The sequence below is a fragment of the Herbidospora yilanensis genome, from assembly GCF_001570565.1.
Classification (GTDB): domain Bacteria; phylum Actinomycetota; class Actinomycetes; order Streptosporangiales; family Streptosporangiaceae; genus Herbidospora; species Herbidospora yilanensis.
The window spans coordinates 1-24383 of the sequence record NZ_BBXE01000053.1 but is presented as its reverse complement, the minus strand read 5'-3'; the positions used below and the strand labels follow the sequence as shown (position 1 = coordinate 24383).

Annotated in this window: 28 protein-coding genes; 13 read left to right on the top strand and 15 right to left on the bottom strand. The window is 69.7% G+C overall.

Translation table 11 applies throughout. The features are described from left to right. Positions 1 to 25: 25 nt before the first annotated feature. Positions 26 to 1660, top strand: a complete 1635-nt coding sequence (locus AW273_RS35090; protein WP_062357940.1) for an acetolactate synthase — start codon at positions 26 to 28, stop codon at positions 1658 to 1660. A 40-nt stretch (positions 1661 to 1700) separates the two neighbouring features. Here AW273_RS35090 and AW273_RS35085 read toward each other — a convergent pair whose 3' ends face one another. Together AW273_RS35085 and bsaP are read right to left on the bottom strand one after the other, a co-directional pair. Further along, positions 1701 to 3326, bottom strand: coding sequence for a serine/threonine protein kinase (locus AW273_RS35085; RefSeq protein WP_062357938.1), 1626 nt, complete (start codon positions 3324 to 3326; stop codon positions 1701 to 1703). A gap of 139 nt (positions 3327 to 3465) precedes the next feature. Then, positions 3466 to 3648 carry a biotin synthase auxiliary protein BsaP gene (gene bsaP / locus AW273_RS39525; protein ID WP_062357937.1) on the bottom strand — a complete coding sequence of 61 codons (183 nt, stop codon included), beginning with the start codon at positions 3646 to 3648 and terminating at the stop codon, positions 3466 to 3468. Positions 3649 to 3695: 47 nt separating this feature from the next. Here bsaP and AW273_RS35075 point away from each other — a divergent pair, with 47 nt between their 5' ends. Next, complete coding sequence (locus AW273_RS35075) at positions 3696 to 4079, top strand: thioesterase family protein (protein ID WP_062357936.1); 384 nt, start codon at positions 3696 to 3698, stop codon at positions 4077 to 4079. On the opposite strand, the gene AW273_RS35070 is transcribed toward AW273_RS35075, so the two are convergent. The 7 genes from AW273_RS35070 to AW273_RS35040 form a co-directional block, all read right to left on the bottom strand. Continuing rightward, positions 4069 to 4278: a biotin/lipoyl-binding carrier protein gene (locus tag AW273_RS35070; protein ID WP_137247272.1), complete on the bottom strand. Its 210-nt coding sequence runs from the start codon at positions 4276 to 4278 to the stop codon at positions 4069 to 4071. The two genes, AW273_RS35075 and AW273_RS35070, sit on opposite strands and share 11 nt — an antisense overlap. A 32-nt stretch (positions 4279 to 4310) precedes the next feature. After that, positions 4311 to 5642, bottom strand: a complete 1332-nt coding sequence (locus tag AW273_RS35065) for an acetyl-CoA carboxylase biotin carboxylase subunit (RefSeq protein ID WP_062357933.1) — start codon at positions 5640 to 5642, stop codon at positions 4311 to 4313. 88 nt (positions 5643 to 5730) lie between these two features. Further along, positions 5731 to 6996 carry an HD-GYP domain-containing protein gene (locus AW273_RS35060; RefSeq protein WP_062357931.1) on the bottom strand — a complete coding sequence of 422 codons (1266 nt, stop codon included), beginning with the start codon at positions 6994 to 6996 and terminating at the stop codon, positions 5731 to 5733. After that, a complete protein-coding gene (locus tag AW273_RS35055; RefSeq protein WP_062357929.1) occupies positions 6993 to 8327 on the bottom strand; it encodes an HD-GYP domain-containing protein in 1335 nt (444 codons plus the stop codon). Before AW273_RS35055 ends, AW273_RS35060 begins: the two co-directional genes overlap by 4 nt. A 131-nt stretch (positions 8328 to 8458) precedes the next feature. Beyond that, positions 8459 to 9367, bottom strand: a complete 909-nt coding sequence (locus AW273_RS35050) for an NAD-dependent epimerase/dehydratase family protein (RefSeq protein WP_062357927.1) — start codon at positions 9365 to 9367, stop codon at positions 8459 to 8461. A 10-nt stretch (positions 9368 to 9377) separates the two neighbouring features. Continuing rightward, on the bottom strand, positions 9378 to 9644 hold the full coding sequence (gene rsrA, locus AW273_RS35045; protein ID WP_030456435.1) for a mycothiol system anti-sigma-R factor: 267 nt from the start codon (positions 9642 to 9644) through the stop codon (positions 9378 to 9380). Next, positions 9641 to 10177, bottom strand: a complete 537-nt coding sequence (locus tag AW273_RS35040; RefSeq protein WP_231515680.1) for a sigma-70 family RNA polymerase sigma factor — start codon at positions 10175 to 10177, stop codon at positions 9641 to 9643. Before AW273_RS35040 ends, rsrA begins: the two co-directional genes overlap by 4 nt. Positions 10178 to 10473: 296 nt before the next feature. Between AW273_RS35040 and AW273_RS35035 the strand changes: the two genes are divergently transcribed. Then, a complete protein-coding gene (locus AW273_RS35035) occupies positions 10474 to 11217 on the top strand; it encodes a class I SAM-dependent methyltransferase (RefSeq protein WP_062357924.1) in 744 nt (247 codons plus the stop codon). 1 nt (position 11218) lies between these two features. Here AW273_RS35035 and AW273_RS35030 read toward each other — a convergent pair whose 3' ends face one another. The 3 genes from AW273_RS35030 to AW273_RS35020 form a co-directional block, all read right to left on the bottom strand. Further along, the gene (locus AW273_RS35030) at positions 11219 to 11524 is read right to left on the bottom strand and encodes a TraR/DksA family transcriptional regulator (RefSeq protein ID WP_062357922.1); all 306 of its coding nucleotides are present in this window, start codon (positions 11522 to 11524) and stop codon (positions 11219 to 11221) included. 197 nt (positions 11525 to 11721) lie between these two features. Further along, positions 11722 to 12498: a class I SAM-dependent methyltransferase gene (locus AW273_RS35025; protein WP_062357920.1), complete on the bottom strand. Its 777-nt coding sequence runs from the start codon at positions 12496 to 12498 to the stop codon at positions 11722 to 11724. A gap of 191 nt (positions 12499 to 12689) precedes the next feature. Further along, complete coding sequence (locus AW273_RS35020; protein ID WP_062357918.1) at positions 12690 to 13406, bottom strand: SOS response-associated peptidase; 717 nt, start codon at positions 13404 to 13406, stop codon at positions 12690 to 12692. A gap of 32 nt (positions 13407 to 13438) precedes the next feature. Between AW273_RS35020 and aroA the strand changes: the two genes are divergently transcribed. Together aroA and rsgA are read left to right on the top strand one after the other, a co-directional pair. Beyond that, a complete protein-coding gene (aroA, locus tag AW273_RS35015; RefSeq protein WP_062357916.1) occupies positions 13439 to 14716 on the top strand; it encodes a 3-phosphoshikimate 1-carboxyvinyltransferase in 1278 nt (425 codons plus the stop codon). Then, a complete protein-coding gene (gene rsgA / locus AW273_RS35010) occupies positions 14713 to 15720 on the top strand; it encodes a ribosome small subunit-dependent GTPase A (protein WP_062357983.1) in 1008 nt (335 codons plus the stop codon). The genes aroA and rsgA overlap by 4 nt, the downstream gene beginning before the upstream one ends. Here rsgA and AW273_RS35005 read toward each other — a convergent pair. Then, positions 15717 to 16163, bottom strand: coding sequence for a DUF4442 domain-containing protein (locus AW273_RS35005; protein WP_232327741.1), 447 nt, complete (start codon positions 16161 to 16163; stop codon positions 15717 to 15719). The two genes, rsgA and AW273_RS35005, sit on opposite strands and share 4 nt — an antisense overlap. A gap of 82 nt (positions 16164 to 16245) precedes the next feature. Here AW273_RS35005 and hisN point away from each other — a divergent pair, with 82 nt between their 5' ends. Then, positions 16246 to 17025 (top strand): histidinol-phosphatase, encoded by a 780-nt coding sequence (gene hisN, locus AW273_RS35000; RefSeq protein WP_083950297.1) that lies wholly within the window; start codon positions 16246 to 16248, stop codon positions 17023 to 17025. On the opposite strand, the gene AW273_RS34995 is transcribed toward hisN, so the two are convergent. Further along, on the bottom strand, positions 17022 to 17336 hold the full coding sequence (locus AW273_RS34995) for a hypothetical protein (protein WP_157556472.1): 315 nt from the start codon (positions 17334 to 17336) through the stop codon (positions 17022 to 17024). The two genes, hisN and AW273_RS34995, sit on opposite strands and share 4 nt — an antisense overlap. A 116-nt stretch (positions 17337 to 17452) precedes the next feature. Here AW273_RS34995 and AW273_RS34990 point away from each other — a divergent pair, with 116 nt between their 5' ends. The 6 genes from AW273_RS34990 (at position 17453) to AW273_RS34965 (ending at position 23385) form a co-directional block, all read left to right on the top strand. After that, a complete protein-coding gene (locus AW273_RS34990; protein WP_062357907.1) occupies positions 17453 to 18709 on the top strand; it encodes a helix-turn-helix domain-containing protein in 1257 nt (418 codons plus the stop codon). Between the two features lie 200 nt (positions 18710 to 18909). Further along, positions 18910 to 20022, top strand: a complete 1113-nt coding sequence (gene pstS, locus AW273_RS34985) for a phosphate ABC transporter substrate-binding protein PstS (RefSeq protein WP_062357905.1) — start codon at positions 18910 to 18912, stop codon at positions 20020 to 20022. Positions 20023 to 20025: 3 nt separating this feature from the next. Continuing rightward, a complete protein-coding gene (gene pstC, locus AW273_RS34980) occupies positions 20026 to 21009 on the top strand; it encodes a phosphate ABC transporter permease subunit PstC (protein ID WP_062357903.1) in 984 nt (327 codons plus the stop codon). After that, the gene (pstA, locus tag AW273_RS34975; RefSeq protein WP_062357900.1) at positions 21006 to 21893 is read left to right on the top strand and encodes a phosphate ABC transporter permease PstA; all 888 of its coding nucleotides are present in this window, start codon (positions 21006 to 21008) and stop codon (positions 21891 to 21893) included. The genes pstC and pstA overlap by 4 nt, the downstream gene beginning before the upstream one ends. A gap of 5 nt (positions 21894 to 21898) precedes the next feature. After that, positions 21899 to 22675, top strand: coding sequence for a phosphate ABC transporter ATP-binding protein PstB (pstB, locus tag AW273_RS34970; RefSeq protein ID WP_062357898.1), 777 nt, complete (start codon positions 21899 to 21901; stop codon positions 22673 to 22675). A 23-nt stretch (positions 22676 to 22698) separates the two neighbouring features. Further along, positions 22699 to 23385 carry a response regulator transcription factor gene (locus tag AW273_RS34965; protein ID WP_030456421.1) on the top strand — a complete coding sequence of 229 codons (687 nt, stop codon included), beginning with the start codon at positions 22699 to 22701 and terminating at the stop codon, positions 23383 to 23385. On the opposite strand, the gene AW273_RS38300 is transcribed toward AW273_RS34965, so the two are convergent. Then, positions 23364 to 24056 (bottom strand): serine hydrolase, encoded by a 693-nt coding sequence (locus AW273_RS38300; RefSeq protein WP_500778878.1) that lies wholly within the window; start codon positions 24054 to 24056, stop codon positions 23364 to 23366. The genes AW273_RS34965 and AW273_RS38300 overlap by 22 nt on opposite strands. Between AW273_RS38300 and AW273_RS38295 the strand changes: the two genes are divergently transcribed. Continuing rightward, positions 23938 to 24195: a hypothetical protein gene (locus AW273_RS38295; RefSeq protein WP_198168521.1), complete on the top strand. Its 258-nt coding sequence runs from the start codon at positions 23938 to 23940 to the stop codon at positions 24193 to 24195. The genes AW273_RS38300 and AW273_RS38295 overlap by 119 nt on opposite strands. Positions 24196 to 24383 lie beyond the last annotated feature (188 nt).

Below are 24383 nucleotides of genomic sequence, written 5' to 3'. Positions count from 1 at the left end.
GTTAACCGACTGGTAGGTTTCACGAATGAGCAAGCACGCGGGCGACGTCGCAGTCGGCGTCTCCAAGGCCTACGGCGTCGAGACGATGTTCACCCTCTCGGGTGGCCACGTCTTCCCCCTCTACGACGGCGCCGTCCACGAAGACATGCGCATCCTCGACGTACGCCATGAGCAGAGCGCCGTTTTCGCCGCCGAGGCGACGGCGCGGCTCACTCGCAAACCGGGCCTGGCGGTGCTCACGGCCGGGCCCGGCATCACCAACGGAGTGTCGGGCGTGGCGACCGCCCACTTCAACGGCAGCCCGGTCGTGATCCTCGGCGGCCGGGCCCCGCAGTCGCGCTGGGGTTCGGGCGCGCTCCAGGAGATGGACCATCCGCCCCTGTTCGACTCGATCACCAAGCTGGCCTTCACCGGCTCGGGCGCCGACTCGATCGGCCAGGACGTCGAGATGGCCTTCCGCACCGCGCTGGCCCCCCATCGCGGCCCGGTGTTCCTCGACTTCTACATGGACCACCTGTTCGCGCCCTCCCCCGCGGTCGAGACCGAGACGCTCGCGCCCTCGCCGCTGGAGCCCGACACCGACCACCTGGCCGCCATCGCCGCACTGATCGCCGAGGCCGAGCGGCCGATGCTGGTGGTCGGCTCCGACGTGTGGATGGACCGCGCCGAAGAGGCCGCGCGCGACTTCGCCGAGGAGTTCCGCCTGCCGGTGGTGCCCAACGGCCAGGGCCGCGGCATCCTGCCCTCGGGACACGAACTGCTGGTCACCCGCGCCCGCGGCCTCGCGTTCTCGCAGGCCGACCTGGTCATCGTGGCGGGCACCCCGCTCGACTTCCGGCTCAACTACGGCTGGTTCGGCGGCAAGCAGGGCGCGCCGCTGGCCCGGGTCGTCCACCTCGCCGACGCGCCCTCCCAGTTGGCCACCCACACCGGCCTGTCGGGTTCGGCGGCCGGCGACCTGTCGCTGCTCTTCTGGGGCCTGGCCGCCGCGTGCCGCACGGCGAACGTGAAGCCCCGCGACGAATGGACCACCAAGCTCGCCGAGGCGGCGAAGGCGGCCATCGCCGAAGACGCCGAACTGCTCGCCTCCGACAGCGACCCGATCCACCCGATGCGCATCTACGGCGAGCTCAACCGGCAACTGGCCGACGACGCCGTGGTCATCGGCGACGGCGGCGACTTCGTCTCCTACGCCGGCAAGTACGTCGAGCCGAAACGCCCCGGCCACTGGCTCGACCCCGGCCCCTACGGCTGCCTCGGCACCGGCCTCGGCTACTCCATCGCCGCCCGGCTGGCCCGCCCGTCGTCGCAGGTCGTGCTCCTGCTCGGCGACGGCGCGGCCGGCTTCTCGCTGATGGACGTCGACACGCTGGTCCGCCACAAGCTGCCGGTCGTCATGATCTGCGGCAACAACGGCATGTGGGGCCTGGAGAAACACCCCATGCAGATGCTCTACGGCTACGACGTCGCCGCCGACCTTCAGCCCCAGTGCCGCTACGACCAGGTCGTGACCGCACTCGGCGGGGGCGGCGAACTCGTCACCAAGCCGTCCGAGATCGGCCCGGCGCTGAAGCGGGCCTTCGAGTCGGGCGTGCCCTACATGGTGAACATCGCGACCGACCCCGAGATCGCCTACCCGCGCAACACGACCGGCGTCTGACGACGTGGCGGTGGCGGGCGTCCCGTCACCGCCACCCTTGTCAGGGACTCGTGGCCGCGCCCGACGACGTCGCGGTGGGGGTCGCTGACGGCGACGGGGAGGCCGCCGGGCAGGCGATCCGCCGCACGTAGACGGTCACCGTCGAGCCGACCGGCGCCTGCGTCGCGGCCTTCGGGTTCTGCGAGTAGACCTCCGTGCAGCCCAGACCGGTGTCGCCCTTGGTCTGGAAAGAGCCCTGGAACCCGTTCTTGAGCAGCGCCGCCTCGGCCGCGTCGGCCGACAACTTCCAGAGCGTCGGCACGGCCTTCGTCTCCTTGGTCGGACTCGGCGAAGGCTTCGGGGTCGGCTTCGGCGAGGGACTCGGTGAGGGACTCGGCGACGGCTCCTCGGAGGGCTCCACCGACGGTTTCTCGGTCACCGGCGGCTTGGTGGTCGGCGTCCGACTCGGCTTGGGGGTGCGCGTCCTGGACGGGCTTGGAGAAGGACTTGTCTCCTCCGCCGCCAGATTCGTCTTCCCCGGCACGGCGACGGAACCCGGGTCGGTGCCGGGGTTGTTGATTATGCTCACGCCCGCCCAGCCGATGCCGACCGACGCGAACACCGCCGCCACGATGGCGACGATCGTCAGGCCGCGCTTCTTGTTGTGCTGCCTGCGCCGCCCGCCCTGACCGGCCGACTGCGTCTCGGGCGTGGCCGCGGTCGTGCGGAAGCCGCCGGTCGCCGGGTAGTTGCCGGTCGCGGCGTAGGTTCCGGTCGCCGGGGGCTCGTACCAGTCGCCCGTCTTCGGGAACACCCCGGAGTTGGGCTGCGCCGGGTTGGGCTGGGTCAGCGAGGCGCCGGGGTTGGCGGCCTGCCGGGCCGCCTGGCTCATCGCCGCCGCCGTCGGCCAGCGTTCGGCCGCGGACTTCAGCAGCGCGCGTTCCACCACGTGGCGGATGTGCGGCGGGATGTCGGCCGGCAGCGGCGGCGGCTGCTCGCGGATGTGCTTGAGCGCGATCGTGACCGGCGTGTCGCCGTCGAAGGGGCGGCGTCCGGCCAGGCACTCGTAGGCGACCACGCCGAGCGCGTAGATGTCGACCGCCGGGGTCACCGGCTCGCCCTCGGCCTGCTCGGGCGCGCAGTAGGCGGCGGTGCCGAGCACCATGCCGGCGTCGGTCAGCCGGCTCGCCGCGTCGGAGCGGGCGATGCCGAAGTCGGTGAGGACGAGAGTGCCGTCGGCCTGCACGAGCAGGTTGCCCGGCTTCACGTCGCGGTGCACGATGCCCCGGTCGTGGACGGCCTGGATCGCCGCCGCGGCCTGCCCGATGAGCTCCATGACCGCTTCGGGGCGGATGCGCCCTATCCGGAGCAGCAGCCGGTCGAGCGGCTCGCCGTCGACGAACTTCATCACCAGGTAGGCGGTCGGGCCGTCACCCGGGACGTCGGTCACCCCGTAGTCGTAGACGTCGACCACGCCGGGGTGGTTGATGAGGGCCATGGCACGCGCCTCGCCCTGGAAGCGCGCCCCGAATCCGGGGTCGTCGAGACGGCCCGGGAGCAGTACCTTGACGGCGACCGTGCGCGCGAGGACCATGTCTTCCCCGCGCCAGACCTCGCCCATTCCGCCAGCGCCGATGCGCTGGTCCAATCGGTAGCGCCCGGCCAGCGTCGTCCCTTGGGCAACCATGCCCCCGGATACCCCCTATGTCACTGACCACTGTCGTGCCGGAAGTCTAGCGGGCACCGACAAAATCGGCCGGTAAGCCCAGATCTCCCAGGAATCCCTCACCATAACGGTCAGAACACAGGTTTGGTTCAGGCTGTGTTCAGGCTGCGGTGAGCCCGTGTTGGGAACAACGCGCCGACCAGCCCGTCGGCGTCACCTGGACGGTCATCCGGCGGCGGCACTTGGCGCAGTAGCGGGGCGGCTCCATCTCGCGGGCGCCCTGACAGGCCCCGTGGTCGCCGTCATCCGAAAGGCCCCCGCAGTGGTCGCAGTAAAGGTCCACGTCACACCTTTCGATCAGTTGGAGGGTCGAACTACTAGCATCCCACCATGGCGCTCACACCCGGACTGCGGGCCAATCGGTTGATCATGGTGGAGAAGAGTGACACCGCGGAGAGGCTCGGCAGCGGCGACGTGCCCGTGCTGGGCACGCCGAGGCTGCTGGCGCTCGCCGAAGGGCTGACCTGCGAGGCGATCGGCGGGCAGCTCGCGCCGGAGCAGACCTCGGTCGGGGTGCGCGTCGAACTGCGGCACCTCGCGGCGAGCGGGCTGGGCGCCCACGTCGAGATCTCGGTCGAGCTGACCGAGGTCGAGGGGCGCCGCCTGGTCTTCGCCTTCACCGCGGCCCACCTCGACGGTTCGCTCGTCGCCACAGGGGTGATCGAGCGCGTCGTGGTCGACCGCGAGAAGTTCCTCTCACGCGCTACTCGATGACGGCGATCAGGTCGCCTTCCTGCACGACGTCGCCTTCGGCCACCTTGATGGCGACCACGCCGTCGTCTTCGGCGATGACCGGGATCTCCATCTTCATGGACTCCAGGATGACCAGGGTGTCTCCGTCGGACACCGTCTCACCTTCGGCGACGACGACCTTCCAGACGTTCGCCACCATCTCCGCGCGTACCTCAGCCACCGCTGTCTCCCATCAACCTCTGTCGTTCCGGATCACGATCTCATGCGGGACACCAGACCGGTGTCATAGTCGCCGCTGACGAACTCGGGGTGGTCGAGGAGTTCGGCGCAGAACGGCAGGTTGTGCTTCGGCCCGGAGATCGTGAAACCCGCGACGGCCGCCCTGCCGCGCTCGATCGCCTCGGCGCGGGTGGCGCCGTAGACGCAGAGCTTGGCCATCAGCGGGTCGTAGAAGGGGGTGACCGTGTTGCCGGCCTCGTAGCCGGAGTCGACGCGCACGCCCTCACCCGACGGCTCCACCCACTGGGTGACGTGGCCGGGGCCGGGCAGGAAGCGCTTGGGGTCTTCGGCGTACACGCGGAACTCGATGGCGTGGCCGCGCGGGGTGGCGTCGATTTCGACGTCTTCGCCGGCGGCGATGCGGAGCTGGGCGGCGACCAGGTCGACGCCGGTGACCAGCTCGGTCACCGGGTGTTCGACCTGCAGGCGGGTGTTCATCTCCAGGAACACGAAGTCCTGCGCGTCGGCGTCGACGAGGCACTCGACGGTGCCGGCGCCGCGGTAGTTGACCGCCGCGCCCGCGCGGGCCGCCGCCGCGAGCATGCGCTCGCGCAGCTCGGGCGTGATGCCCGGGGACGGCGACTCCTCGACGACCTTCTGGTGGCGGCGCTGCACCGAGCAGTCGCGCTCGCCCAGGGCCAGCACGCGGCCGTCGTTGAGGCCGAGGATCTGCACCTCGACGTGGCGGGCGCGCTCGATGTAGCGCTCAAGCAGGATCGCGGCGGTGCCGCCGAAGCGGGCGGCCGCGCGGGAGGCCTGGTCGAAGGCCTTGGCGAGAGTGCCCTCGTCGTGGGCGACGCCCATGCCGATGCCGCCGCCGCCACCGGCGGTCTTCACCATGACCGGGTAGCCGATCTTCGCGGCGGCCTTGGTGGCCTCCTCGATCGTGGTGACCGGCTCCCGGGTGCCCGCGGCGACCGGCACACCGGCGGTCTCCATGAGGTTGCGGGCGTTGATCTTGTCGCCCATCTGGACGATGGCCTCGGGCGAGGGGCCGATCCACGTGAGCCCCGCGGCCATGACGGCGCGGGCGAACTCGGCGTTCTCGGAGAAGAAGCCGTAGCCGGGGTGGATCGCCTGGGCGCCGGTGGCGCGTGCGGCGGCCAGGACCTGGGCCTGGTCGAGGTAACTCTGCGCCGGATTGGCCGGGCCGATGTTCACCGACTCGACGGCCTCACGAACGAAGGGCAGGTCGGCGTCGGCCTCGGAGTGGACGGCGATCGATCTGATCCCCATCTCGTTGAGGGTCCGGATGATCCTGCGGGCGATTTCGCCGCGATTGGCGATCAAGACTGACTCGAACACGCAGCCAACCTTACGGCCCGGATCATCCCGCGCCGTGCACTCTTGAGCACTGATCGTTACGCCTCAAACTGTAGGAAGCCCACAATTGTCACAGCCTGTTGACCGGAACGAGCCGGTCGATGACGGTCGCCATCGCCTCGACCACTTCGGGGTCGTATTGGGTTCCGCCGTCGAGCCGCATGCGTTCGAGCGCGGCCGCCGCGCGGTCGCGGTTGGTGGAGCCGCTGACGAGGTCGTCGTAGGCGTTGGCGGCCCTGATGATGCGGCTGGCCAGCGGCGGGCGCTCCTCAAGGGGGTCGCACTGGCGGCGCACGATGTCGGCGACCTGGTTGAGCACGCCCGTCTTGCGGATGACCTCGGCGCCCAGTTCGGCGATGCGGCGGGCCTGCTCGGGATCGGTCAGCACGGTCGCGCCGCCGGGAATCGGGTCGGTCAGGCTGAGTTGTCCGATGTCGTGCATGAGGGCGGCGTACTCGAGTTCGAGCAGTTCGGGTTCGGCCATGCCGAGGTCGCGCCCGATGGCGACGGCCAGGCGGCTGACCCGGCGCGAGTGGCCCGGTTCGACGTAGCCGCCGACCTCGGTGACCCGTGCGAGCGCTCTGATGGTCTGCAGGTACGTCGCCCGGATGCCCGCGTACTTGCGGAAGGCGACCTGGGTGACGAGCAGCGGCGCGGCGAAGGCCAGCAGGGCGGTCAGCTCCATGCTGTGCAGGGCGAGCGCGAGCAGGATGCCACTGGCCGACACGGCGGCGCCCAGCGGCGCGGCCATGCGCGCCTCGTCGCGTACGGCGACCGAGAACGCGGTGCGGACCTGTTCGGCCCGCAGCAGCCCGGCCACCACGACGTCGACGGCGAGCGCCACCCCGATGAGCAGCACCATCACCAGCAGCGCCACCCACCACGCCCCGCCCGGCGGCGGGCGCAGCACGTCGGCGAACGGCCGGAACGCGAAGGCCAGCAGCGAGCCGCAGATGAGCCGCCGGGCCAGCGCGTCGAGCCGGGGCGCCCGGCCGACGGCCAGGTGCGGCAGCCCACCGGCGATCATGCCGACGGCCATGACGGCGACCACCTGCAACGCCGAGTGGGCGGCCTGGTCGCCGCCGACGTAGAGCAGCAGCGCGTAGCCGAACGCGGCGGCGGTGCTGATCGGCGCCACCTCGCGGTTGCCCGGCATGGTCAGCCGGGCCAGCTCGCCGCAGGCGATCAGCGCGCCGAACCCGATCGCCACCTGGGAGTCGACCAGGCCGACGGCGGCCGTGTGGGAGATCCCGGCGACCGCGAGCATGCCGCCGGCGCAGATCAGCAGGAGTTGCCCCGAGTCGAGGCCCTGGATGCCCCGGGTCTCGCTCGTCATCGGTCGGACACCACCTGGATCGGCGTGGTCGGGTCGTCGTGGTCTTTGGCGGCGGTCACCACCGGCATGCCGCTGGGCGCGGGCACGCTCGCGGGCGGGTTCCAGCCGTCGCGGTCGAGCGCCCGGATGAACGCCCCCACCATGATCGGGTCGAACTGGGTGCCCGACCACTTGCGCAGCTCGGCCACCGCCTCCTCCTGCGGTTTGGCCTTGCGGTAGGAGCGGTCGGAGGTCATCGAGTCGAACGCGTCGGCGACGCAGATGATGCGCGCGAACTCGGGGATCTCCGACCCGGCCAGGCCCATCGGATAGCCCCGGCCGTCGTATCGCTCGTGGTGGTGCATGATCCCGGCGAACGCCTCGTCGAGGAAGCCGATGCCGCGCACGATCTCCAGGCCCCGCATGGGGTGGAGCTGGATCGCGGCGAACTCCTCTTCGGTCAGGAAGCCCTCCTTCTGCAGGACCTTGGTCGGCACGCCGAGCTTGCCGACGTCGTGGAGCATGCCGGCGTAGCGGATGGCGTGGAGGCGTTCGGTGCCCATGCCGATCTCCTCGGCGATCATGGACGCGGCGGCCGACACACGGGTGCAGTGGCCCCGGGTGTACCAGTCTTTGGTCTCCACGGCCTGGCAGAGGGCGGCGATGGTGGCCTCGTAGGAGCGGTGCTGCGCGTGGTATTGGCCGAACGCCCAGCGGGCCACGAACAGCGGCAGCAGGACCAGCACGGCCGAGATCGACTGGACGGTGGCCCACAGGCCGGCGATGAGGAGGCCGAAGGTGGCGTAACCGAGGTAGGAGAGCAGGAACTGCGCCACGTCGGGCACCGGCACCTGGCGTTTGCCCACGCCCTCGGCCAGCGCCAGGATCAGCGCGGTCAGCACGAAGTTGAGCGCCACGAACACGAAGGTCGCGGCGCCGTAGGGCAGGATGATCTCGGGGAAGTCGGTGCGCCTGGGCAGCCCCGGCACCCCGCCGGCCAGGGTGTAGACCCACCCGGCGGCATAGCCGGAGATGAGGAACTGCGCCCCGTTGAACAGGCGTTTGTGGGTGGGAAGCCCCGGACGTACGGAGAAGACCGCCGTGGCGGCGACGAGGGCCGCGCCCTCGGGGCCGACCAGCACCACCGCGGCGAGCGCGGCGGAGAAGCTGACCGAGATGGCCGCCTGCCGCACGCTGAGCTGGGTCGGCACCGACTCGCACACGAGGAAGAGCAGCGCGAGGACCAGCGTCGACGACCAGTCGAGCCGGTCATAGGCCTGCCCGCTCCAGACGAGCAGAATTCCGGCCGCCCCTATGCACAGGACGAAGTAGATCTTCGCCGGCCACGGCATTTCGCGCAAAGCGGCCATCCCTCAAAGAAGGCGCGTCTGACAACCTGCGCCGCCTCCACATTGATGTGCAGGGTCAGGCTACCCAGCGGACAGGCACTTCACTGGGTTGTCGCCAAACCGTGATCAAGTCATCACCGAGCGTCGCGGACCCAATCCACGGTGAGTTTGAGCGCGGAGGCGAGGTCGTGTTCCGGCCGCCAGCCCAGCCCCTCGAAGGCGGGCCGGGGGTCGACCGCCATCGCGGGCAGGTCGCCCAGCCGGGCGGGCGCGAGTTCGGGATGGTCGGGCACCCCGGCGGCGGCGGCGATGAGGGAGTGCAGCACGCGGTCGGAGGTCTGCGCGCCGGTGCCGATGTTGAAGGTCCCGCCGTCGCCCCGGGTGCCGCAGGCGCGGGCGAAGGCGTCGACCACGTCGTCGACGTAGACGTAGTCGCGGGTCTGGGAGCCGTCGCCGTAGAGGACGGTCGGCCGGCCGCCGAGGAGGGCGTCGGTGAAGATGGCCACCACGCCCGCTTCGCCGCCGGGCGACTGGCGCGGCCCGAAGACGTTCGAGAGCACCAGCGTGGTGTATTCGATGCCGTAGAGCGCCCGGTAGGCCGACAGATAGGCCTCGGCGCTCACCTTCGAGGCGGCGTAGGGGGACATCGGGCGGGCCGGGGTGTTCCCGGGCACCGGGATGGTCTCGGGGCGGCCGTAGCGGGCCACCGACGACGCGAAGACGACCTTGCGGACCTTCTTCACGCGGGCCGCTTCGAGGACGTTGAGGGTGCCCTCGACGTTGACGCGCGCGTCGGTGAGCGGATCGGCGACGCTGGCGCGGACCGAGATCTGCGCGGCCAGGTGGCAGATCACCTCGGCGCCGTCGGCGGCCTCGGCCAGAGCCGGGTCGCGGACGTCGATCTGGTGGAACTCCGCCCGCGGGGCCCGGTTGGACCCCGAAGAGAGGTCGTCGGCCACGACGACCTCGTGGCCGTCGGCGAGCAGCCGATCGACGAGGTTGGAACCGATGAAACCCGCACCGCCCGTGACCAGAATCCGCATGGCCAGCAGGCTATTCCACCAGTTCGGTTCGCACCTGTTCGATCCGCAGCCGGATCTTGGCCCGCAGGTCGTCGGGCACCGGGTCACACCCGCAGTGTTTGGCCACGAGCTGCTTCACGACCTTGTCGAGCCCGTATTCCCGCAGGCACGGGTCGCACTCGTCGAGGTGCTGCCGGATGTCTCCGCACTTGTCCTCGTCGAGCTCACCGTCGAGAAAGCTGTAGACCCGGTCGAGCACCTCACTACAGTCGGTGTCGTGGTGGTCACCACAGCTCATGCGCCCTCCTCCGATCGCACAAGCCCGCGCTCGCGCGCGTAGTCCTCAAGCTGCGAGCGCAGTTGCCTGCGGCCGCGGTGGAGGCGCGACATCACGGTTCCGATGGGGGTCCCCATGATGTCGGCGATCTCCTTGTAGGGGAACCCCTCGACGTCGGCCAGGTAGACCGCGATCCGGAATTCCTCGGGGAGCGCCGCCAGAGCGTCTTTCACGTCGCTGTCGGGGAGGTGTTCGAGCGCCTCCAGCTCGGCCGACTTGAGCCCACTCGACGTGTGGGACTCGGCACGGGCGAGCTGCCAGTCTTCGATCTCCTCGGTGCCGGCCTGCTTCGGTTCGCGCTGCTTCTTGCGGTAGCTGTTGATGAAGGTGTTGGTCAGGATGCGGTAGAGCCAGGCCTTCAGGTTGGTGCCCACCTGGAACTGGTGGAACGACGCGAAGGCCTTCGCGAAGGTCTCCTGGAGGAGGTCTTCGGCGTCGGCGGGGTTGCGGGTCATCCGGAGCGCGGCGGAGTAGAGCTGGTCGAGATAGGGCATGACATCCCGTTCGAACCGCTCACTGCGCTGCTCCAGAGTCTCCTCGGCTGTCTTGGAGACCGGACCCACCCCCTCATAGATGCTTATCGCATCCGAGGATACCGGGACGGCATAGGCCGGAGTTTCCGGCCTCACCAGCAACGCGTTCATGCCCATCGTCAACCGCGGCGGCGTAGAGTCTGTTCCCGGACAAGGTACGCAATGCCTTATCCGGGGAAAAAGCTACGTACCGGCTGGTAGGGACACCGTCTCCACCAGACCCTCCTTCTGAGAACGTCAACGTCCAGGAGCCGCTCGTGCTGCCCATTCCGGCCAATGAACTCAACGGCACAGGAAATCTCGGGCCTTACTGGACCTTCTACCACGCCGTCGTCGCCGAGCAACTGCGCCGCTGGTTGCCCGAGAAGCCCTCGCTGCTGCTGGACCTGTCCGGCGGACGGGGGCGCTGGCCCGCCCAGGCCGCCCGCGCCGGGCACCGCGTGGTGGAGGTGCTGGACTTCCGCCGTCCCGCCGCCGAGCCGTGGCTCCGGGAGGCCTCCGACCGCATCCACAAGGTGCGCAGCGACGACCTGGCGTTCCTGGCCGACGAGAGCGTCGACGCCGTCGTCGCCGAGGAACGCGCCCTGTCGGTCGAGATCATGGCCGAGTCGGCCCTGGCCGACGTGACCCGGGTGCTCAAGCCGGGCGGCCGGGTGCTGGTCTGCGTCGACTCGCTCGTGCTCGGCATGGCGATCCTGGCCGAGCAGAACTACTGGGCCCACCTCCGCCAGACGGGCGAGGTCATGCTGGTGCCCTGGCCCGACGGCAGCATCACCCGCTGCTTCTCGGCCGCCCAGCTCCGCGACCTGCTGGCGGGCGCGGGCCTGGAGGTCGAGTGGGTGCGCCCGCGCACCGTCCTGTCGCCCTCGACCGTCGACCACGTGCTGGGCAGCGACCAGCGATCGTTGTCGTGGCTGGTCAGGACGGAGCTCGACGCCCACCCCGACGACGACGACACGGTCGGCATCCACCTGGTGGCGAGCGGGCGCAAGCCGCTCTGAATCAGCGGCGTCTTTCCCGCCTCGACTGGCACCCGATGCAGCGGGCCGCCTCGGGGCGCGCCTCCAGCCTGCCGTCGGGCACCGCGACGCCGCAGTCGACGCAGCGGCCGTAGGTGCCGGCGTCGAGCCGCGACAGGGCGGCCACCACCGCCTGCCGCTGCCGGCCCGCCGCCTCGATCATGGCCCGGTTCCGGTCGGCGTCGCCGAGGGTGATCTCGGCTGAGGGGGTGGTCGTCAGGACTCCGATGGACCGGTCCAGGTCGTCGAGCATCATCTCCAGGCGCATACGCGCGGCCGCAGATTCCACGAATCCGCACCTCCGGGAATGGGGGGACGCCGCCGGGAGGCCGGCGGCCGAGTTGTGACACCTCTGCGATCGAGCAGGAGGGACAGCGAGTCGGCCGTTCCTCCCTATCCCACCTGCCATTAGAGGTATTCCGCTCTTGTGCGGTGCGGACACCTGGTCAGAGGCACCCGAGGCGTGCTTTGCCTGTGGGCCGCGGCTTACTCGGGAACCGCCCGGACCAGCACGAGCGACCCGTGCAGGTAAGGCTGCTGACGCATCGCGCCGTAGTTGTCGTCCCAGGCCCCGGACTCAAGGTCACGGCGCAGCCGGCCGACGTACTCGTCACGGGTCGCGGCATCGACGAAACTCCAGGCCGAGCAGGCCTGCAGGGCTCCCGGATCGAGGAGCCGCTCAGGCCGGCCGAAGTACGCCTCGTTGAACCCGTCGGTGCAGTCGAGCGGGATCGGGACGGGCGTGACGGTGCACGCGCCGCCGAGAGTTTCGGTGATCTCGCCGATCGCCGGGTAGCGCCGGGCCTCGGTGTCCAGCACGAGGGGGGCGTATTCGTACAACCAGAAGTCACGGACGAGATCAGGGTCGCAGGTGAGCACGACGACGGGCCCGCGCGCCACTCTCCGCATCTCGCGCAGCCCCGCCGTGAGGTCACTCCACTGGTGAACGCTGAACGTGGTCATCGCCGCGTCGAATTCGTCGTCGCCGAACGGCAGGTTCTCGGCGACGGCGTCCACGGCCGCCGGCAGGTGGGCGGGTCGCTGGGCGCGCATGGACGCCGAGGGTTCCACCGCCGTGACCTGAGCCGCCGTCGACTCGTACGACCCGGCGCCGGCGCCGACGTTGACGACCGTCTTCGCCCCCGCGAGCGCGTCGGCGATGAACTGGGCGATGCGAGGATCGGGACTGCGGTAGCCGGTGTACCCGGAGCCGATCGTTCCGTAGTCCGCGTCTCCGGCGCTTCCGTCCACTTTGCGTGTCATACATCGAAATACTGCCGTCTGCCGGACGGCAAGGGCATCTCAATGGGTTCGGAGATCCGGACCTGGCGCCCTGGGGCACATTCCTCAGGTCCCGCCCGGCAACTCCCCGCCTGGGCCGAACAGCAGAACCTGAGGATCCGCGGCGGGATCGTCTGGGGTTCAGGAATCCCCATTCCCCGAACCCCGGCGACTCAGAAAAGCCGATCGTTGTCACCGCTGTCCTGAAGTGGGGCGATGAGCCGCTCTCCGTTGTTGCGGACGTTCCCCACGGCCGGATCCACCGGATAGGCGACCAGGCCCGCCGAGGTGGCCGGAACCAACAGCTCGGAGGCGTCCGAAACCCCGGGGTCGAGCCACTCCGCCCACTTGTCCCGCGCGATCAGCATCGGCATGCGGTCGTGGATGTGGCCCAGGCGGTCTTCGGCGTCCTGGGTGATCACCGTGCAGGTGCAGATCCACTCGCCTTCCGGGTCCTTCCAGAACTCGTACAGGCCGGCCATCGCCAGCACACCGCCGTCTTCGGGGTGGATGAAGAAGGGCTGCTTGCGCTTGTCGTCGGTCGGCATCCACTCGTAGTAGCCGTCGGCGGGCAGCAGGCAGCGGCGGGTGGCGAACGCCTTGCGGAAGGCGGGCTTCTCGGCGACCGTCTCGATCCTGGCGTTGATCATGCGGGAGCCGATCGACGGGTCCTTGGCCCAGCTCGGGACCAGGCCCCAGCGGACCACGCGGAGTTGCCGGACCGGTCTCGTCGCGCCCTCGACGTGGGGGACGCGGCTCATGACCGCGTACACGTTCTTCGTGGGGGCGACGTTGTAGTCGGGGGCGAGCTCCTCCTCCGAGTCGAGCTCGACCTCGAACTCCTCAAGCAGTTCGTGGCGCTTGCGCGCCGACGCGTATCTTCCACACATCCCTCCAGACTGCCACCGATAGGCTTGGGGGCATGTCCGCTCCCTTGTGGCCCGCGCCCGTCGCGTCCGGCCCGGTGGTCGCCACAGTGGCGCTGCCCGGCTCCAAGTCCGTGACCAACCGCGCCCTGCCGCTGGCCGCGCTGGCCGACGGTCCCGGGCGGGTGCGGCTGGCGCTGCGCAGCCGCGACGCCGATCTGATGGCCGAGGGGCTGCGGAAGCTGGGCACCCGAATGGTCGCGAGCGCCGAGAGCGCCTCGTCCGCCGACTGGGAGATGACGCCCGGCCCGATCACCGGCGGCGGCCACATCGACTGCGGCCTGGCCGGGACCGTCATGCGCTTCCTGCCGCCGATCGCGGCGCTGGCCGACGGCGAGGTCTCCTTCGACGGCGACCCCCACGCCCGCAAGCGCCCGATGGGCACCATCCTCGACGCGCTCCGCGGCCTGGGCGCTCGGGTCGACGGCGACCGGCTGCCGTTCACGATCCGCGGGCCGCTCTCCGGCGGCGAGGTGACCGTCGACGCGTCGGGCTCCTCCCAGTTCGTCTCCGGGCTGATGCTGGCGGCGGCGCGGTTCCCGAAGGGGGTCACGGTCCGCCACGTCGGCCCGCCGGTCCCTTCCATGCCCCACATCGCGATGACCGTCCAGATGCTGCGGGCCCGGGGCGTCGAGGTCGACGACTCCGAGCGGTACGTGTGGCGGGTGCTGCCCGGCCCCATCGCGGCCACCGACTTCACCGTCGAGCCCGACCTGTCGAACGCGGCGCCGTTCTTCGCCGCCGCGGTGGTCACCGGCGGTTCGGTGACGATCCCCCACTGGCCGGCCGAGACCACCCAGCCGGGCGACCGGCTGCGTGAGCTGCTGACCGGCATGGGCGCCCGGGTCGAGCTGACCGGCGAGGGCCTGACCGTCCACGGCGGCGGCCTCCACGGCATCGACGTCGACCTGCGCGACGAGGCCGAGCTGACGCCGACGATCGTGGCGCTGGCCGCGCTGGCCGACTCGCCGACCCGCGTCCGGGGCGTGGCCCACATCAGGGGCCACGAGACCGACCGCATCACCGCGCTGGCCACCGAGGTCAACCGCCTGGGCGGCGACGCCCGCGAGACCGACGACGGGCTGGAGATCTTCCCGAAGAAGCTCCACGAGGGTGTCTTCCACTCCTACGACGACCACCGCATGGCCACCGCCGGCGCCGTCATCGGCCTGGCCGTGCCCGGCGTCGAAGTCGAGAACATCGCCACGACCGCCAAGACGCTGCCCGAGTTCGCCACGATGTGGGCGGAGATGTTGCGGGGAGACGCGTCCTGAAACGGCGCGAATACGACGAAGACGACGTCAGGGTCCGGCCGGGCAAGGGTTCCCGGCCGCGGACCCGGCTGCGGCCTGCCCACGAGGCGGCGGTGCCGGGGTTCGTCGTCGCCGTCGACCGGGGCCGCTACACGGTTCTGACCGGGCGCGGCATCCACGACAGCGGCCCGTCGACCGTGATCACCGCGATGAAGGCCCGGGAGCTCGGCCGCAAGGGCATCGTGGTCGGCGACGAGGTCGCGCTCGTCGGCGACACCTCGGGCCGGCCCGACTCGCTGGCCCGGATCGTGCGCCGCGAGGAGCGCCGCTCGATGTTGCGGCGCAGCGCCGAAGACTACGACGAGGTCGAGCGGCCGGTCGTGGCCAACGCCGACCAGCTCGTCATCGTGACCGCGCTGGCCGACCCGCCACCCCGCCCGCGCATGATCGACCGCCTGCTGGTGGCGGCCTTCGACGCCGACATCGACCCGCTGCTCTGCCTGACCAAGGCCGACCTGGCCGCCCCCGACGAGCTGATCTCACTGTACGAACCGCTCGGCGTCCGGCACATCACCGTGCAGCGCGGCGGCGACCTGTCGGAGTTGCGCGACCATCTGACCGACCGCGTCAGCGTGCTGGTGGGCCACTCGGGGGTGGGCAAGTCGACGCTGGTCAACCAGCTCGTGCCGACCGCCGGCCGCGCGGTCTCCCACGTCAACGCCGTCACCGGCCGGGGCCGGCACACCTCCACCTCCGCCGTCGCCCTGGAGTTGCCCGACGGCGGCTGGATCATCGACACCCCCGGCGTGCGCAGCTTCGGGCTCGGCCACGTCGAGATCGACAACGTGCTGGTCGCCTTCCCCGACTTCAACGAGGCCGCGGTCGACTGCCCGAAGGGCTGCACCCACCTGGGCGACGGTTGCGCCCTCGACCGGTTCGTGGCCGAGGGCCACGGCGACCCCGCCCGGCTGGTGTCGCTGCGGCGGCTGCTGTCGAGCCGTGAGGGCGCTCCGGACGACGACTAGCGGTTGGGCCGCAGCGTCCACTCCACGGTGACCTCGGCGACCGTCACGCCCGCTGAATCGCGTACCGTCACCTCGACGGTGAACTCCGGCCGCTTCTGCGAAGCGAGTTCCGCGAGCACCGCGTCGCGCTCGGCTCTCACGACCGCCTCGGCGGTCAGATCGCCGAGAGCCAGTTTCCGGTACGCCACCCGCCCCACCGTGGCCAGCGGCGTCGCCCGGTCGAGGGTGTCGCCGAACAGCGAGAGCATGGCCGCCCCGGAGGCCGACTCGGCCAGGGAGAAGACCACTCCGGCATGGGGTCCGCCGACGTGGTTGTGCAGGTCGGGCCGGTCTGCGAGACGGGCGACAGCCGTACCGGAGTCGACGGAGTCGAATGACACGCCGAGGGTGCGCGCGAAGGGGACGCTCTGCAGGAACAGAGCCCCCGTGTCGAAAGTGGTCATGGACGGCATGTTACTCGCTAGTAGGATCTGGAGCGGTCCCGGGTCTGCTGGAAATGCCACCAAAACCGCTAGCGTGTGATCCGTGACGGCTTACAGCGATGATCTGCGACTCGCGCACGTGATGGCCGACGCGGCCGACGACATCACGATGCGCCGTTTCAAGGCCGTGGATCTGAAGGTCGAGACCAAACCCGACCTGACCCCGGTCAGCGACGCCGACCGGGCGGTCGAGGAGGCGATCAGGGGCACCCTTCGCCGGGCTCGCCCCCGCGACGCCGTCATCGGCGAGGAGTTCGGCAAGACGGGCTACGGCATGCGTTCCTGGGTCGTCGACCCCATCGACGGGACCAAGAACTTCGTGCGTGGCGTGCCCGTGTGGGCGACCCTGATCGCGCTCATGGAGGAGGGCAAGGTCGTCGTCGGATGCGTTTCCGCGCCGGCTCTCAACCGGCGCTGGTGGGCGGCCCGCGACGGCGGCGCGTTCACCGGCCGCAGTCTGACCAAGGCCACCCGGTGCCAGGTGTCGTCGGTCGCCAGACTGGAGGACGCCTCCTTCTCCTACTCCAGCCTGAGCGGCTGGGAGAAGGAGGGGAAGCTCGACAACATCCTCGACTTGACGCGCAGTGTGTGGCGGACGCGGGCCTACGGCGACTTCTGGTCCCACATGATGGTGGCCGAGGGTGCGGTGGACGTCTCGGCCGAACCGGAACTGTCGCCATGGGACATGGCCGCGCTCACCGTGATCGTGGAAGAGGCCGGCGGTGCGTGCACCGGCGTGGGCGGGAATCCGCCGCTCGACAGCGGGAGCATGGTGTGCTCAAACGGGCTTCTACACCGCGAAGTACTCGAAAAGCTCGCTTAATAGACTTTTCCGGAGAAAAGGTCAGCCCACATCTGTTCGGCGCGTGAGGAGACCATACGCTCGGTCTCCTCGGTGAGTTGCGACTGCAATGTCGTACGCCGAATGAAGTACTGACCGGCGGCGCCGACGAATTCGTAGACCACCCCGCGGCACGAGCACGAATGTGCCCTGATCCGCTCGCGGTCGGTCCACCGCGCGCCCGGACGCCAGGTCAGCGGCCTGGCGTCCGGATCTGGGTGGCTCGGCACGTGCGGGCCGTGATAGGTGGTCATGACCTTTCCGCGTGGAACTGTCTTGGTGGGGGCGTCCATGCCCGCGATACTCACGACCTGGGGGGACCCCGGGGAATACGCCATGCGGATCAGAAATCGCGATATTCGTCCGGCGAATTCCTGCGTGACGTCGCGAATGGGCGTAACTTACCGTCATGGGTCATGACGGTAACGGTCTGCCGCCGGACTTCTGGGCCCGGCCGCCCGTCGCCAGCGCGCTCGCCGAGTGTGATATGGCGACCATTCTCGATCAGGTCCGATCCGCTCGCGGATGGACGCAGGGCCAGCTCGCCGAGTTCCTCGGCTACTCCCAGAGCTGGGTGTCGAAAGTGCTCAGAGGGCGCCAGTCGCTCACCGTCGACCAGATCCGCGACCTCGCGCGGCAGGTCGGCATCCCGCAATACCTGCTGCGAATCGGCGACGCCGGGGGTGAGGACCCCACGAAACGCCGCGACTTCAGCAAGATAGCCTTCCTGGCCGCGATGCCCGTGGCGCCGTCCATCTCCTACCGGTCGGCCGACGAGACGACCGCGTCGTCCCTGGCCGCGATCACCGGCGCGCAGCGCCGGCTGGAGGCCGAGACCCCCGCCCGGGAACTCGCCCGCGGCGCCGTCGCCCACGTCGAGCTCACCAAACGGGCCCTGGCCCGATCGGCCGAGACCCCGTTCGCGGTGGAGGTCTGCCCGACCGTCAGCGAGGCCGCCGGGTTCGCCGCCTGGTTACACGCCGACATGCAGGACATCGGGACCGCCCGCATGTTCTACCGGTTCGCGGTCGACTCGGCCCGGCGGGCCGAACATCCGCTGCTGGAGGCCTACATGCTGGGCAGCCTGGCCGCCTTCGAGATCGACCACGACGACCCGCTGCTCGGGCTGACGATGGTCGCCCAGGCCAGGGCGCAGGCCGGGAGCAATCCGCCGGCCACCGCGCGGGCGTGGCTGGCGTGCATCGAGGCGCTGGGCCACGCGGGCAAACGCGACGTGATGGCCGCGCTCAACTGCCTCCGCGAGGCGGAGATCGCCGTCGCCCAGAGCGAACGGGCGTCGTCGCCGCCCTGGCCGTGGGTCTTCCCCTTCGACCCCGGCAAACTGGCCGGATACCGCGCGCTGGTGATGGTCCGCCTGGGCCGCCCCCACGACGCCGTCTCGGCCTTCGCCGAATCCCTCGTCTCCGTACGCCCCGCCGCCAAGCAGCAGGCGCTGCTCATGCTGGAGATCGCCACCGCGCGCCGGATGGCCGGGGAGGTCGACGAGGCCTTCACCCTCGCGGGCGAGGCGCTCAAGGCGGGGGTCGTCTATTCGTCCGAGAGAGTCCTCCACCGGGTGCGGCGGTTCCGCCGCGACTACGAGGGCCCGCCGTCGCTGCTGGTCCGCGATTTCGACGACAGACTGCGTGCGACCAGCACTTACTGAATCGGTCCAGCGGCCCCGCTCCCTTGCGGAGCGGGGCTTTCATTAACGCCGCAATACGCCTGTGACCTGGCCGTTATCTACTGAGACCTGCACGAAGGGGACCTGACCCGTTCATTCTTCGTTCACCTTCGTCCAGTCGTCAGGTCACCTTCGATCCCTAGCCTCCCGGTTGTTGAAGAAACAATCAGGAGGATTCAGCCGTGAAGTATGCAGGCCGGCTCGCCGTAGCCGCCATCGCCGGCGTGCTGTCGCTCGCCGCGTGTGGTACTGACGACAACACCACCCCTTCCACCGCGACTGACGGCGGCACCGCCGCCGCTCCTGCGGCCTCGGGCGACGCCCAGCTCAGCGGCACCATCAACGCCGCCGGCTCCTCGGCTCAGGCCAACGCCGTCGACGAGTGGAAGAAGGCGTTCCAGAGCGCCAACCCCGGTGTGAGCATCAACTACCAGCCGAGCGGCTCGGGCGCCGGTGTCCAGGCGTTCATCGCCGGCACCGTCGCGTTCGCCGGTTCCGACTCGGCCCTGAAGGAAGACGAGCCGGCTCAGGCCGACGCCCGCTGCGCCACCGGCAAGGCCATCAACCTGCCGATGGTCGTGGGCCCGGTCGCCGTGGTCTACAACCTCCCCGGTGTCGACGGCCTGCAGCTTTCGCCGAAGACCATCGGTGGCATCTTCAACAGCCAGATCACCAAGTGGGACGACCCCGCGATCAAGGCTGACAACCCCGACGCCACGCTGCCCTCCACCGACATCCAGGCGTTCCACCGCTCGGACGAGTCGGGCACCAGCGACAACTTCACCAAGTTCCTGGCCGCCACCGCCGAGTGGCCGTACGAGCCGGGCAAGGCCTGGCCGGCCGAGGCCAAGGGCCAGGGCGCCAAGGGCTCGGACCAGATCGCCGCGTCGGTCAAGTCGACCGAGGGCGCCATCTCCTACGTCGAGCTCTCCTACGCCGAGAACTCCGGCCTGCAGAAGTCCAAGGTCGCCAACGGCTCCGGCGAGTTCGTCGAGCTGACCCCGGAGAGCGCCGGCAAGACCGTCGAGGCCGCCACCGTCGAGGGCACCGGCAACGACCTCAAGATGAAGATCGACTACGCCACCTCGGCCGCGGGCGCCTACCCGATCGTCCTGGTGACCTACGAGATCACCTGCGAGAAGGGCCTCTCCGCCGAGGACCTCCCGCTCGTCAAGTCCTTCCTCGGCTACACCGCCTCCGACGAGGGCCAGCAGGTGCTGACCAACCTCGGCTACGCGCCGCTCCCCGCGTCGCTGCTGACCAAGGTTCGCACCGCGGTTGAGGCCATCTCCTAGCCAATGGCGACCTCGACGCAAACGCGCGAAGGCGGGTCGGCTCCCCTGAGCCGGTCCGCCTTCCGGCGCAGCCGTGGCGACGGCCCCTTCCGTTACGCATCGACCGGTGCGGGCATCCTGCTGCTCGTGATCATGGCGGCCATCGCCGTGTTCCTGATCGCGCGAGCCATCCCCGCACTCCAGGCGAACACCGCGTCGTTCCTCACGGAGATGACGTGGAACGCCAACGCCTCAGAGCCGAAGTTCGGCATCGGCGCGCTCGCGTTCGGCACCGTCCTCAGCTCATTCCTCGCGCTGATCATCGCCACGCCGATCGCGATCGGGGTCGCGCTCTTCATCTCCCACTACGCCCCCCGCCGCCTGGCCTCGTTCCTGGGCTACGTCATCGACCTGCTCGCGGCGGTCCCCTCGGTCGTGTACGGCCTGTGGGGCATCATCTTCCTGGTCCCGTTCATGCGCGGGCCCTCGCAGTTCCTGAACGACTACCTCGGCTGGATCCCGATCTTCGGCGGTGACCAGGTCGTCGGCCGCTCGATGCTCGTCGGGTCGCTCGTGCTGGCCATCATGATCCTGCCGATCATCGCCGCGATCTCCCGCGAGGTCTTCCTGCAGGCCCCCAAGATGCAGGAAGAGGCCGCCCTCGCCCTCGGCGCCACCCGCTGGGAGATGATCCGGATGGCCGTGCTGCCGTTCGGCCGTCCCGGTGTGATCAGCGCCGCGATGCTCGGCCTCGGCCGCGCCATGGGTGAGACCATCGCCGTGGCCCTGATCTTCCCGGCCACCTTCACGATCAGCTTCGAGATCCTCAGCGCCAACGGCAACAGCATCGCGGCCAACATCGCCAACGGCTTCGGCGAGGCCAACGACATCGGCCGGGGCGCGCTCATCGCGTCCGGTCTGGTGCTGTTCATCATCACCCTGCTGGTGAACATGGCCGCCCGCTGGGTCATCTCCCGCCGCAAGGAATACGCGAGGGTCGCCGCGTGAGTGCCGTCACCCCAGAAATCCAGCGAATCTCCGGCCTGCGCCGGTTCAAGGACAAGGGCGTTCAGGTCCTTGTCTATTTGGCGTTCGCCATCGCGGTCGTGCCGCTGGTCTCCGTCCTGTGGATGGTCATCGCGAACGGCCTGGCCCGCTTCGACATGGAGTTCCTGACCCACTCGATGCGCAACATCGGGGCCAGGGACGCCGGCGGCGGCGCCTACCACGCCATCATCGGCACCCTGGAGCAGGTCGCCCTGGCCTCGCTCATCTCCGTGCCGATCGGCCTGCTCACCGCCGTCTACCTGGTGGAATACGGCACCAACGGCCGCCTGAAGCGCTCGATCAGCTTCTTCGTCGACATCATGACCGGTGTGCCGTCGGTCGTCGCCGGTCTGTTCATCCTGGCGTTCTGGATCCTGATCCTGGGCATGCCGTTCTCCGGCTTCGCCGGCGCGATGGCGTTGTCGATCCTGATGTTGCCCACGGTCGTCCGGGCCGCCGAGGAGATGCTGCTGCTGGTGCCCAACGACCTGCGCGAGGCCTCCTACGCGCTGGGCGTCTCCAAGTGGCGCACCATCGTCAAGGTCGTGCTGCCCACCGCCTTCACCGGCATCGTGACCGGAGTCATGCTGGCCGTCGCCCGTGTCGCCGGCGAGACGGCGCCGCTGCTGCTGACGGTCTTCTTCACCGACTCGATCAACAACGACCCGTTCAGCGGGCCGCAGATGGGTCTTCCGCTGTACGTGTTCGACCAGGCCGCCCGGCCCAACGACACCGCGATCGACCGCGCGTGGGCCGCCGCGCTCACCCTGATCATCATCATCATGCTGCTCAACCTGGCCGCGCGTCTCATCACGTACTGGCGCTCGCCCGCAAGGAAGAGGTAATAGCCATGGCCAAACAGATCGAGGTCACGGACGTCGACGCCTACTACAGCGGCCACAAGGCCATCGAAGGCATCTCGATGACCATCGACGCGCGCGCCGTCACCGCCTTCATCGGCCCGTCGGGCTGCGGCAAGTCGACCTTCCTCCGCACCCTGAACCGCATGCACGAGGTCATCCCGGGCGCCACCGTCACGGGCAAGATCCGCATGGAGGAGCAGGACCTCTACGGCGCCGGAGTCGACCCGGTGTCGGTCCGCCGCACCATCGGCATGGTGTTCCAGCGTCCCAACCCGTTCCCCACGATGTCGATCTACGACAACGTGGCCGCGGGCCTGCGCCTGAACCACCGCTACTCCAAGAGCGAGCTCGACGGCATCGTCGAGGAGTCCCTCAAGGGCGCCAATCTGTGGAACGAGGTCAAGGACCGGCTGCCCAAGCCCGGTTCGGGCCTCTCGGGCGGACAGCAGCAGCGTCTGTGCATCGCCCGCGCCATCGCCGTCCGGCCCCAGGTCCTGCTGATGGACGAGCCCTGCTCGGCGCTCGACCCCATCTCGACGCTGGCGATCGAAGACCTGATCGCCAAGCTCAAGCAGGAGTTCACGATCGTCATCGTCACCCACAACATGCAGCAGGCCGCTCGCGTGAGTGACAAGACGGCGTTCTTCAACCTGGCCGCCCAGGGACAACCGGGCAAGCTGATCGAGATGGACGAAACCACCAAGATCTTCACGAGCCCGTCCCAGAAAGCGACCGAAGACTACATCACCGGGCGTTTCGGCTGATCCGACACATTGGGGAGGACCGGGTGGACGGGGAAACTCGATCCGCGCCGACGCTGTTGGTCGCCGACCCCGACAGCGCCCTGGTCGAGAACCTGACACACGAACTCGAATCCGAGGGAATCGACGTCACCGGCGTGTTCGACGGAGCCCAGGCGCTGCTCCAGGCGGGAGCACTGCGCCCGGACGCCGTCCTCATCAGCGCGTCGCTGCCCATCATCGGACCGGTCGACTTCGTGCGGGCGGTCCGCCTGGCACGAGCCGTACCGGTCCTGCTGGGCGTCGGCGAGGGATTCGCGGAACAGGCCATGGAGGCGCTGGCGGCCGGCGCGACGGCATGCGTCGCCCGGCCCTACCGTGTTCCCGAGTTGCTGCCGCTCGTCCACGCGGCGTTCCGCCGGCAGGGCATCCAGCGGACCGTCCTGACCATCGGCGACGTCGCCCTCGACGTCACGGCGTACCAGGTGAAGGTGGGCGGCCGCGTCGTCCACCTCCCCCTGCGCGAGTTCGAGCTGCTGCACTACCTCATGCGCAACGCCGACCGCACCGTGACCCGCGAGCAGATCATGCGGCATGTCTGGCACTCCGCGGACGCGATGTCCACCAACACCATCGCCGTCCACGTGAAACGCCTGCGCGCACGGCTGGGCGACGAGGACGACAAACTCATCCAGACCGTGAGGGGGGTCGGCTACCGGCTCGTCACCCCCTGAGAACCGCACTCCCGGAACCCGTCGAGCACCCTCTCGACGAGCTTCTCGACCTTGGCGATCCCGGCCTCACTGGTGGCGTTGTCCTCAGTGAGCACGGCCACCGCGTACCGATCAGCGATGAGACCCACGCTCGTGATCGCCCACAGGTCGTTGGCCACATGCTTCAACCAGCCGTTCTTGAGCGCCACCCGCTCCCCCGCGCAGGCCCCCGCACTCACCCCCCACTTCTGTTCCGGTACGACCCGGCGCATCAGCCGCCGGACGACGTCCCCGTCGCCGAGCCTCGGCAGATACCTGAGCAACCGCACCTGGTCGTCGGCGGTGGTCCGGGTGATGCCCCAGCAGTAGAGGTCGACGCACCTCCCGGGCACCGCGGTCGTCGCCTTCAGCCCGAACACCTTGTTCGCCCGCGCCAGCCCGCCCTCACGGCCGATCCGCTCCCAGAGCCGATCGGCCGCTTTGTTGTCGGAGTGGCGGATCATGATCTCGGCGTCCCTCTTCACGGACCTGGGCAGCCGATCCCAGCGCTCATCCAGCAGCAGCGCCATGAGGATGTCGACCTTCGCGACACTGGCCGTGGGGAGAACCGTATTGGCCCCGAACCGGAAAACCCTGCCGGTGTGCAGATCCTCGACGCTGATCGACGTCCGCCCCGGCCGGCTCTTCAGCAACCGCCTGACCGCTTGGGTGAGCTTTCGCTTGTCGACGGGGGGATCCGTCGGCCTCGGCTTCGGCACGAACTGGGGATCGGCCCGCAGCGGTACGGCCGCGACCGCTCTGACTGGCAGTGGCGCCGGCGTGACCAACTGAGGGAGGTCCCGCCCAGGCGAGATGGCACTGACGGCCAGGGCCAGCGCTGCGAGGAGGGGAAGAACCAGACGACGGGGGGACATCGTGGGCCTCAATGTAGCCCTTGAGCCGAACACCGGACCATTCCCCGGCTGAACTCCCGGCACCGGAAACGACAGAAGCCCAGCCATGTGGCTGGGCTTCTGTCC

Bases quoted from the DNA above. Each gene is read 5' to 3' on its own strand.
- AW273_RS35090 (WP_062357940.1), top strand. From the start codon at position 26: ATGAGCAAGCACGCGGGCGACGTCGCAGTCGGCGTCTCCAAGGCCTAC.
- AW273_RS35085 (WP_062357938.1), bottom strand. From the start codon at position 3,326: ATGGTTGCCCAAGGGACGACGCTGGCCGGGCGCTACCGATTGGACCAG.
- AW273_RS35075 (WP_062357936.1), top strand. From the start codon at position 3,696: ATGGCGCTCACACCCGGACTGCGGGCCAATCGGTTGATCATGGTGGAG.
- AW273_RS35060 (WP_062357931.1), bottom strand. From the start codon at position 6,996: ATGACGAGCGAGACCCGGGGCATCCAGGGCCTCGACTCGGGGCAACTC.
- AW273_RS35055 (WP_062357929.1), bottom strand. From the start codon at position 8,327: ATGCCGTGGCCGGCGAAGATCTACTTCGTCCTGTGCATAGGGGCGGCC.
- AW273_RS35050 (WP_062357927.1), bottom strand. From the start codon at position 9,367: ATGCGGATTCTGGTCACGGGCGGTGCGGGTTTCATCGGTTCCAACCTC.
- rsrA (WP_030456435.1), bottom strand. From the start codon at position 9,644: ATGAGCTGTGGTGACCACCACGACACCGACTGTAGTGAGGTGCTCGAC.
- AW273_RS35040 (WP_231515680.1), bottom strand. From the start codon at position 10,177: ATGCCCTATCTCGACCAGCTCTACTCCGCCGCGCTCCGGATGACCCGC.
- AW273_RS35025 (WP_062357920.1), bottom strand. From the start codon at position 12,498: ATGACACGCAAAGTGGACGGAAGCGCCGGAGACGCGGACTACGGAACG.
- AW273_RS35020 (WP_062357918.1), bottom strand. From the start codon at position 13,406: ATGTGTGGAAGATACGCGTCGGCGCGCAAGCGCCACGAACTGCTTGAG.
- aroA (WP_062357916.1), top strand. From the start codon at position 13,439: ATGTCCGCTCCCTTGTGGCCCGCGCCCGTCGCGTCCGGCCCGGTGGTC.
- AW273_RS35005 (WP_232327741.1), bottom strand. From the start codon at position 16,163: ATGACCACTTTCGACACGGGGGCTCTGTTCCTGCAGAGCGTCCCCTTC.
- AW273_RS34995 (WP_157556472.1), bottom strand. From the start codon at position 17,336: ATGGACGCCCCCACCAAGACAGTTCCACGCGGAAAGGTCATGACCACC.
- AW273_RS34990 (WP_062357907.1), top strand. From the start codon at position 17,453: ATGGGTCATGACGGTAACGGTCTGCCGCCGGACTTCTGGGCCCGGCCG.
- pstC (WP_062357903.1), top strand. From the start codon at position 20,026: ATGGCGACCTCGACGCAAACGCGCGAAGGCGGGTCGGCTCCCCTGAGC.
- pstB (WP_062357898.1), top strand. From the start codon at position 21,899: ATGGCCAAACAGATCGAGGTCACGGACGTCGACGCCTACTACAGCGGC.
- AW273_RS38295 (WP_198168521.1), top strand. From the start codon at position 23,938: ATGTCGACCTTCGCGACACTGGCCGTGGGGAGAACCGTATTGGCCCCG.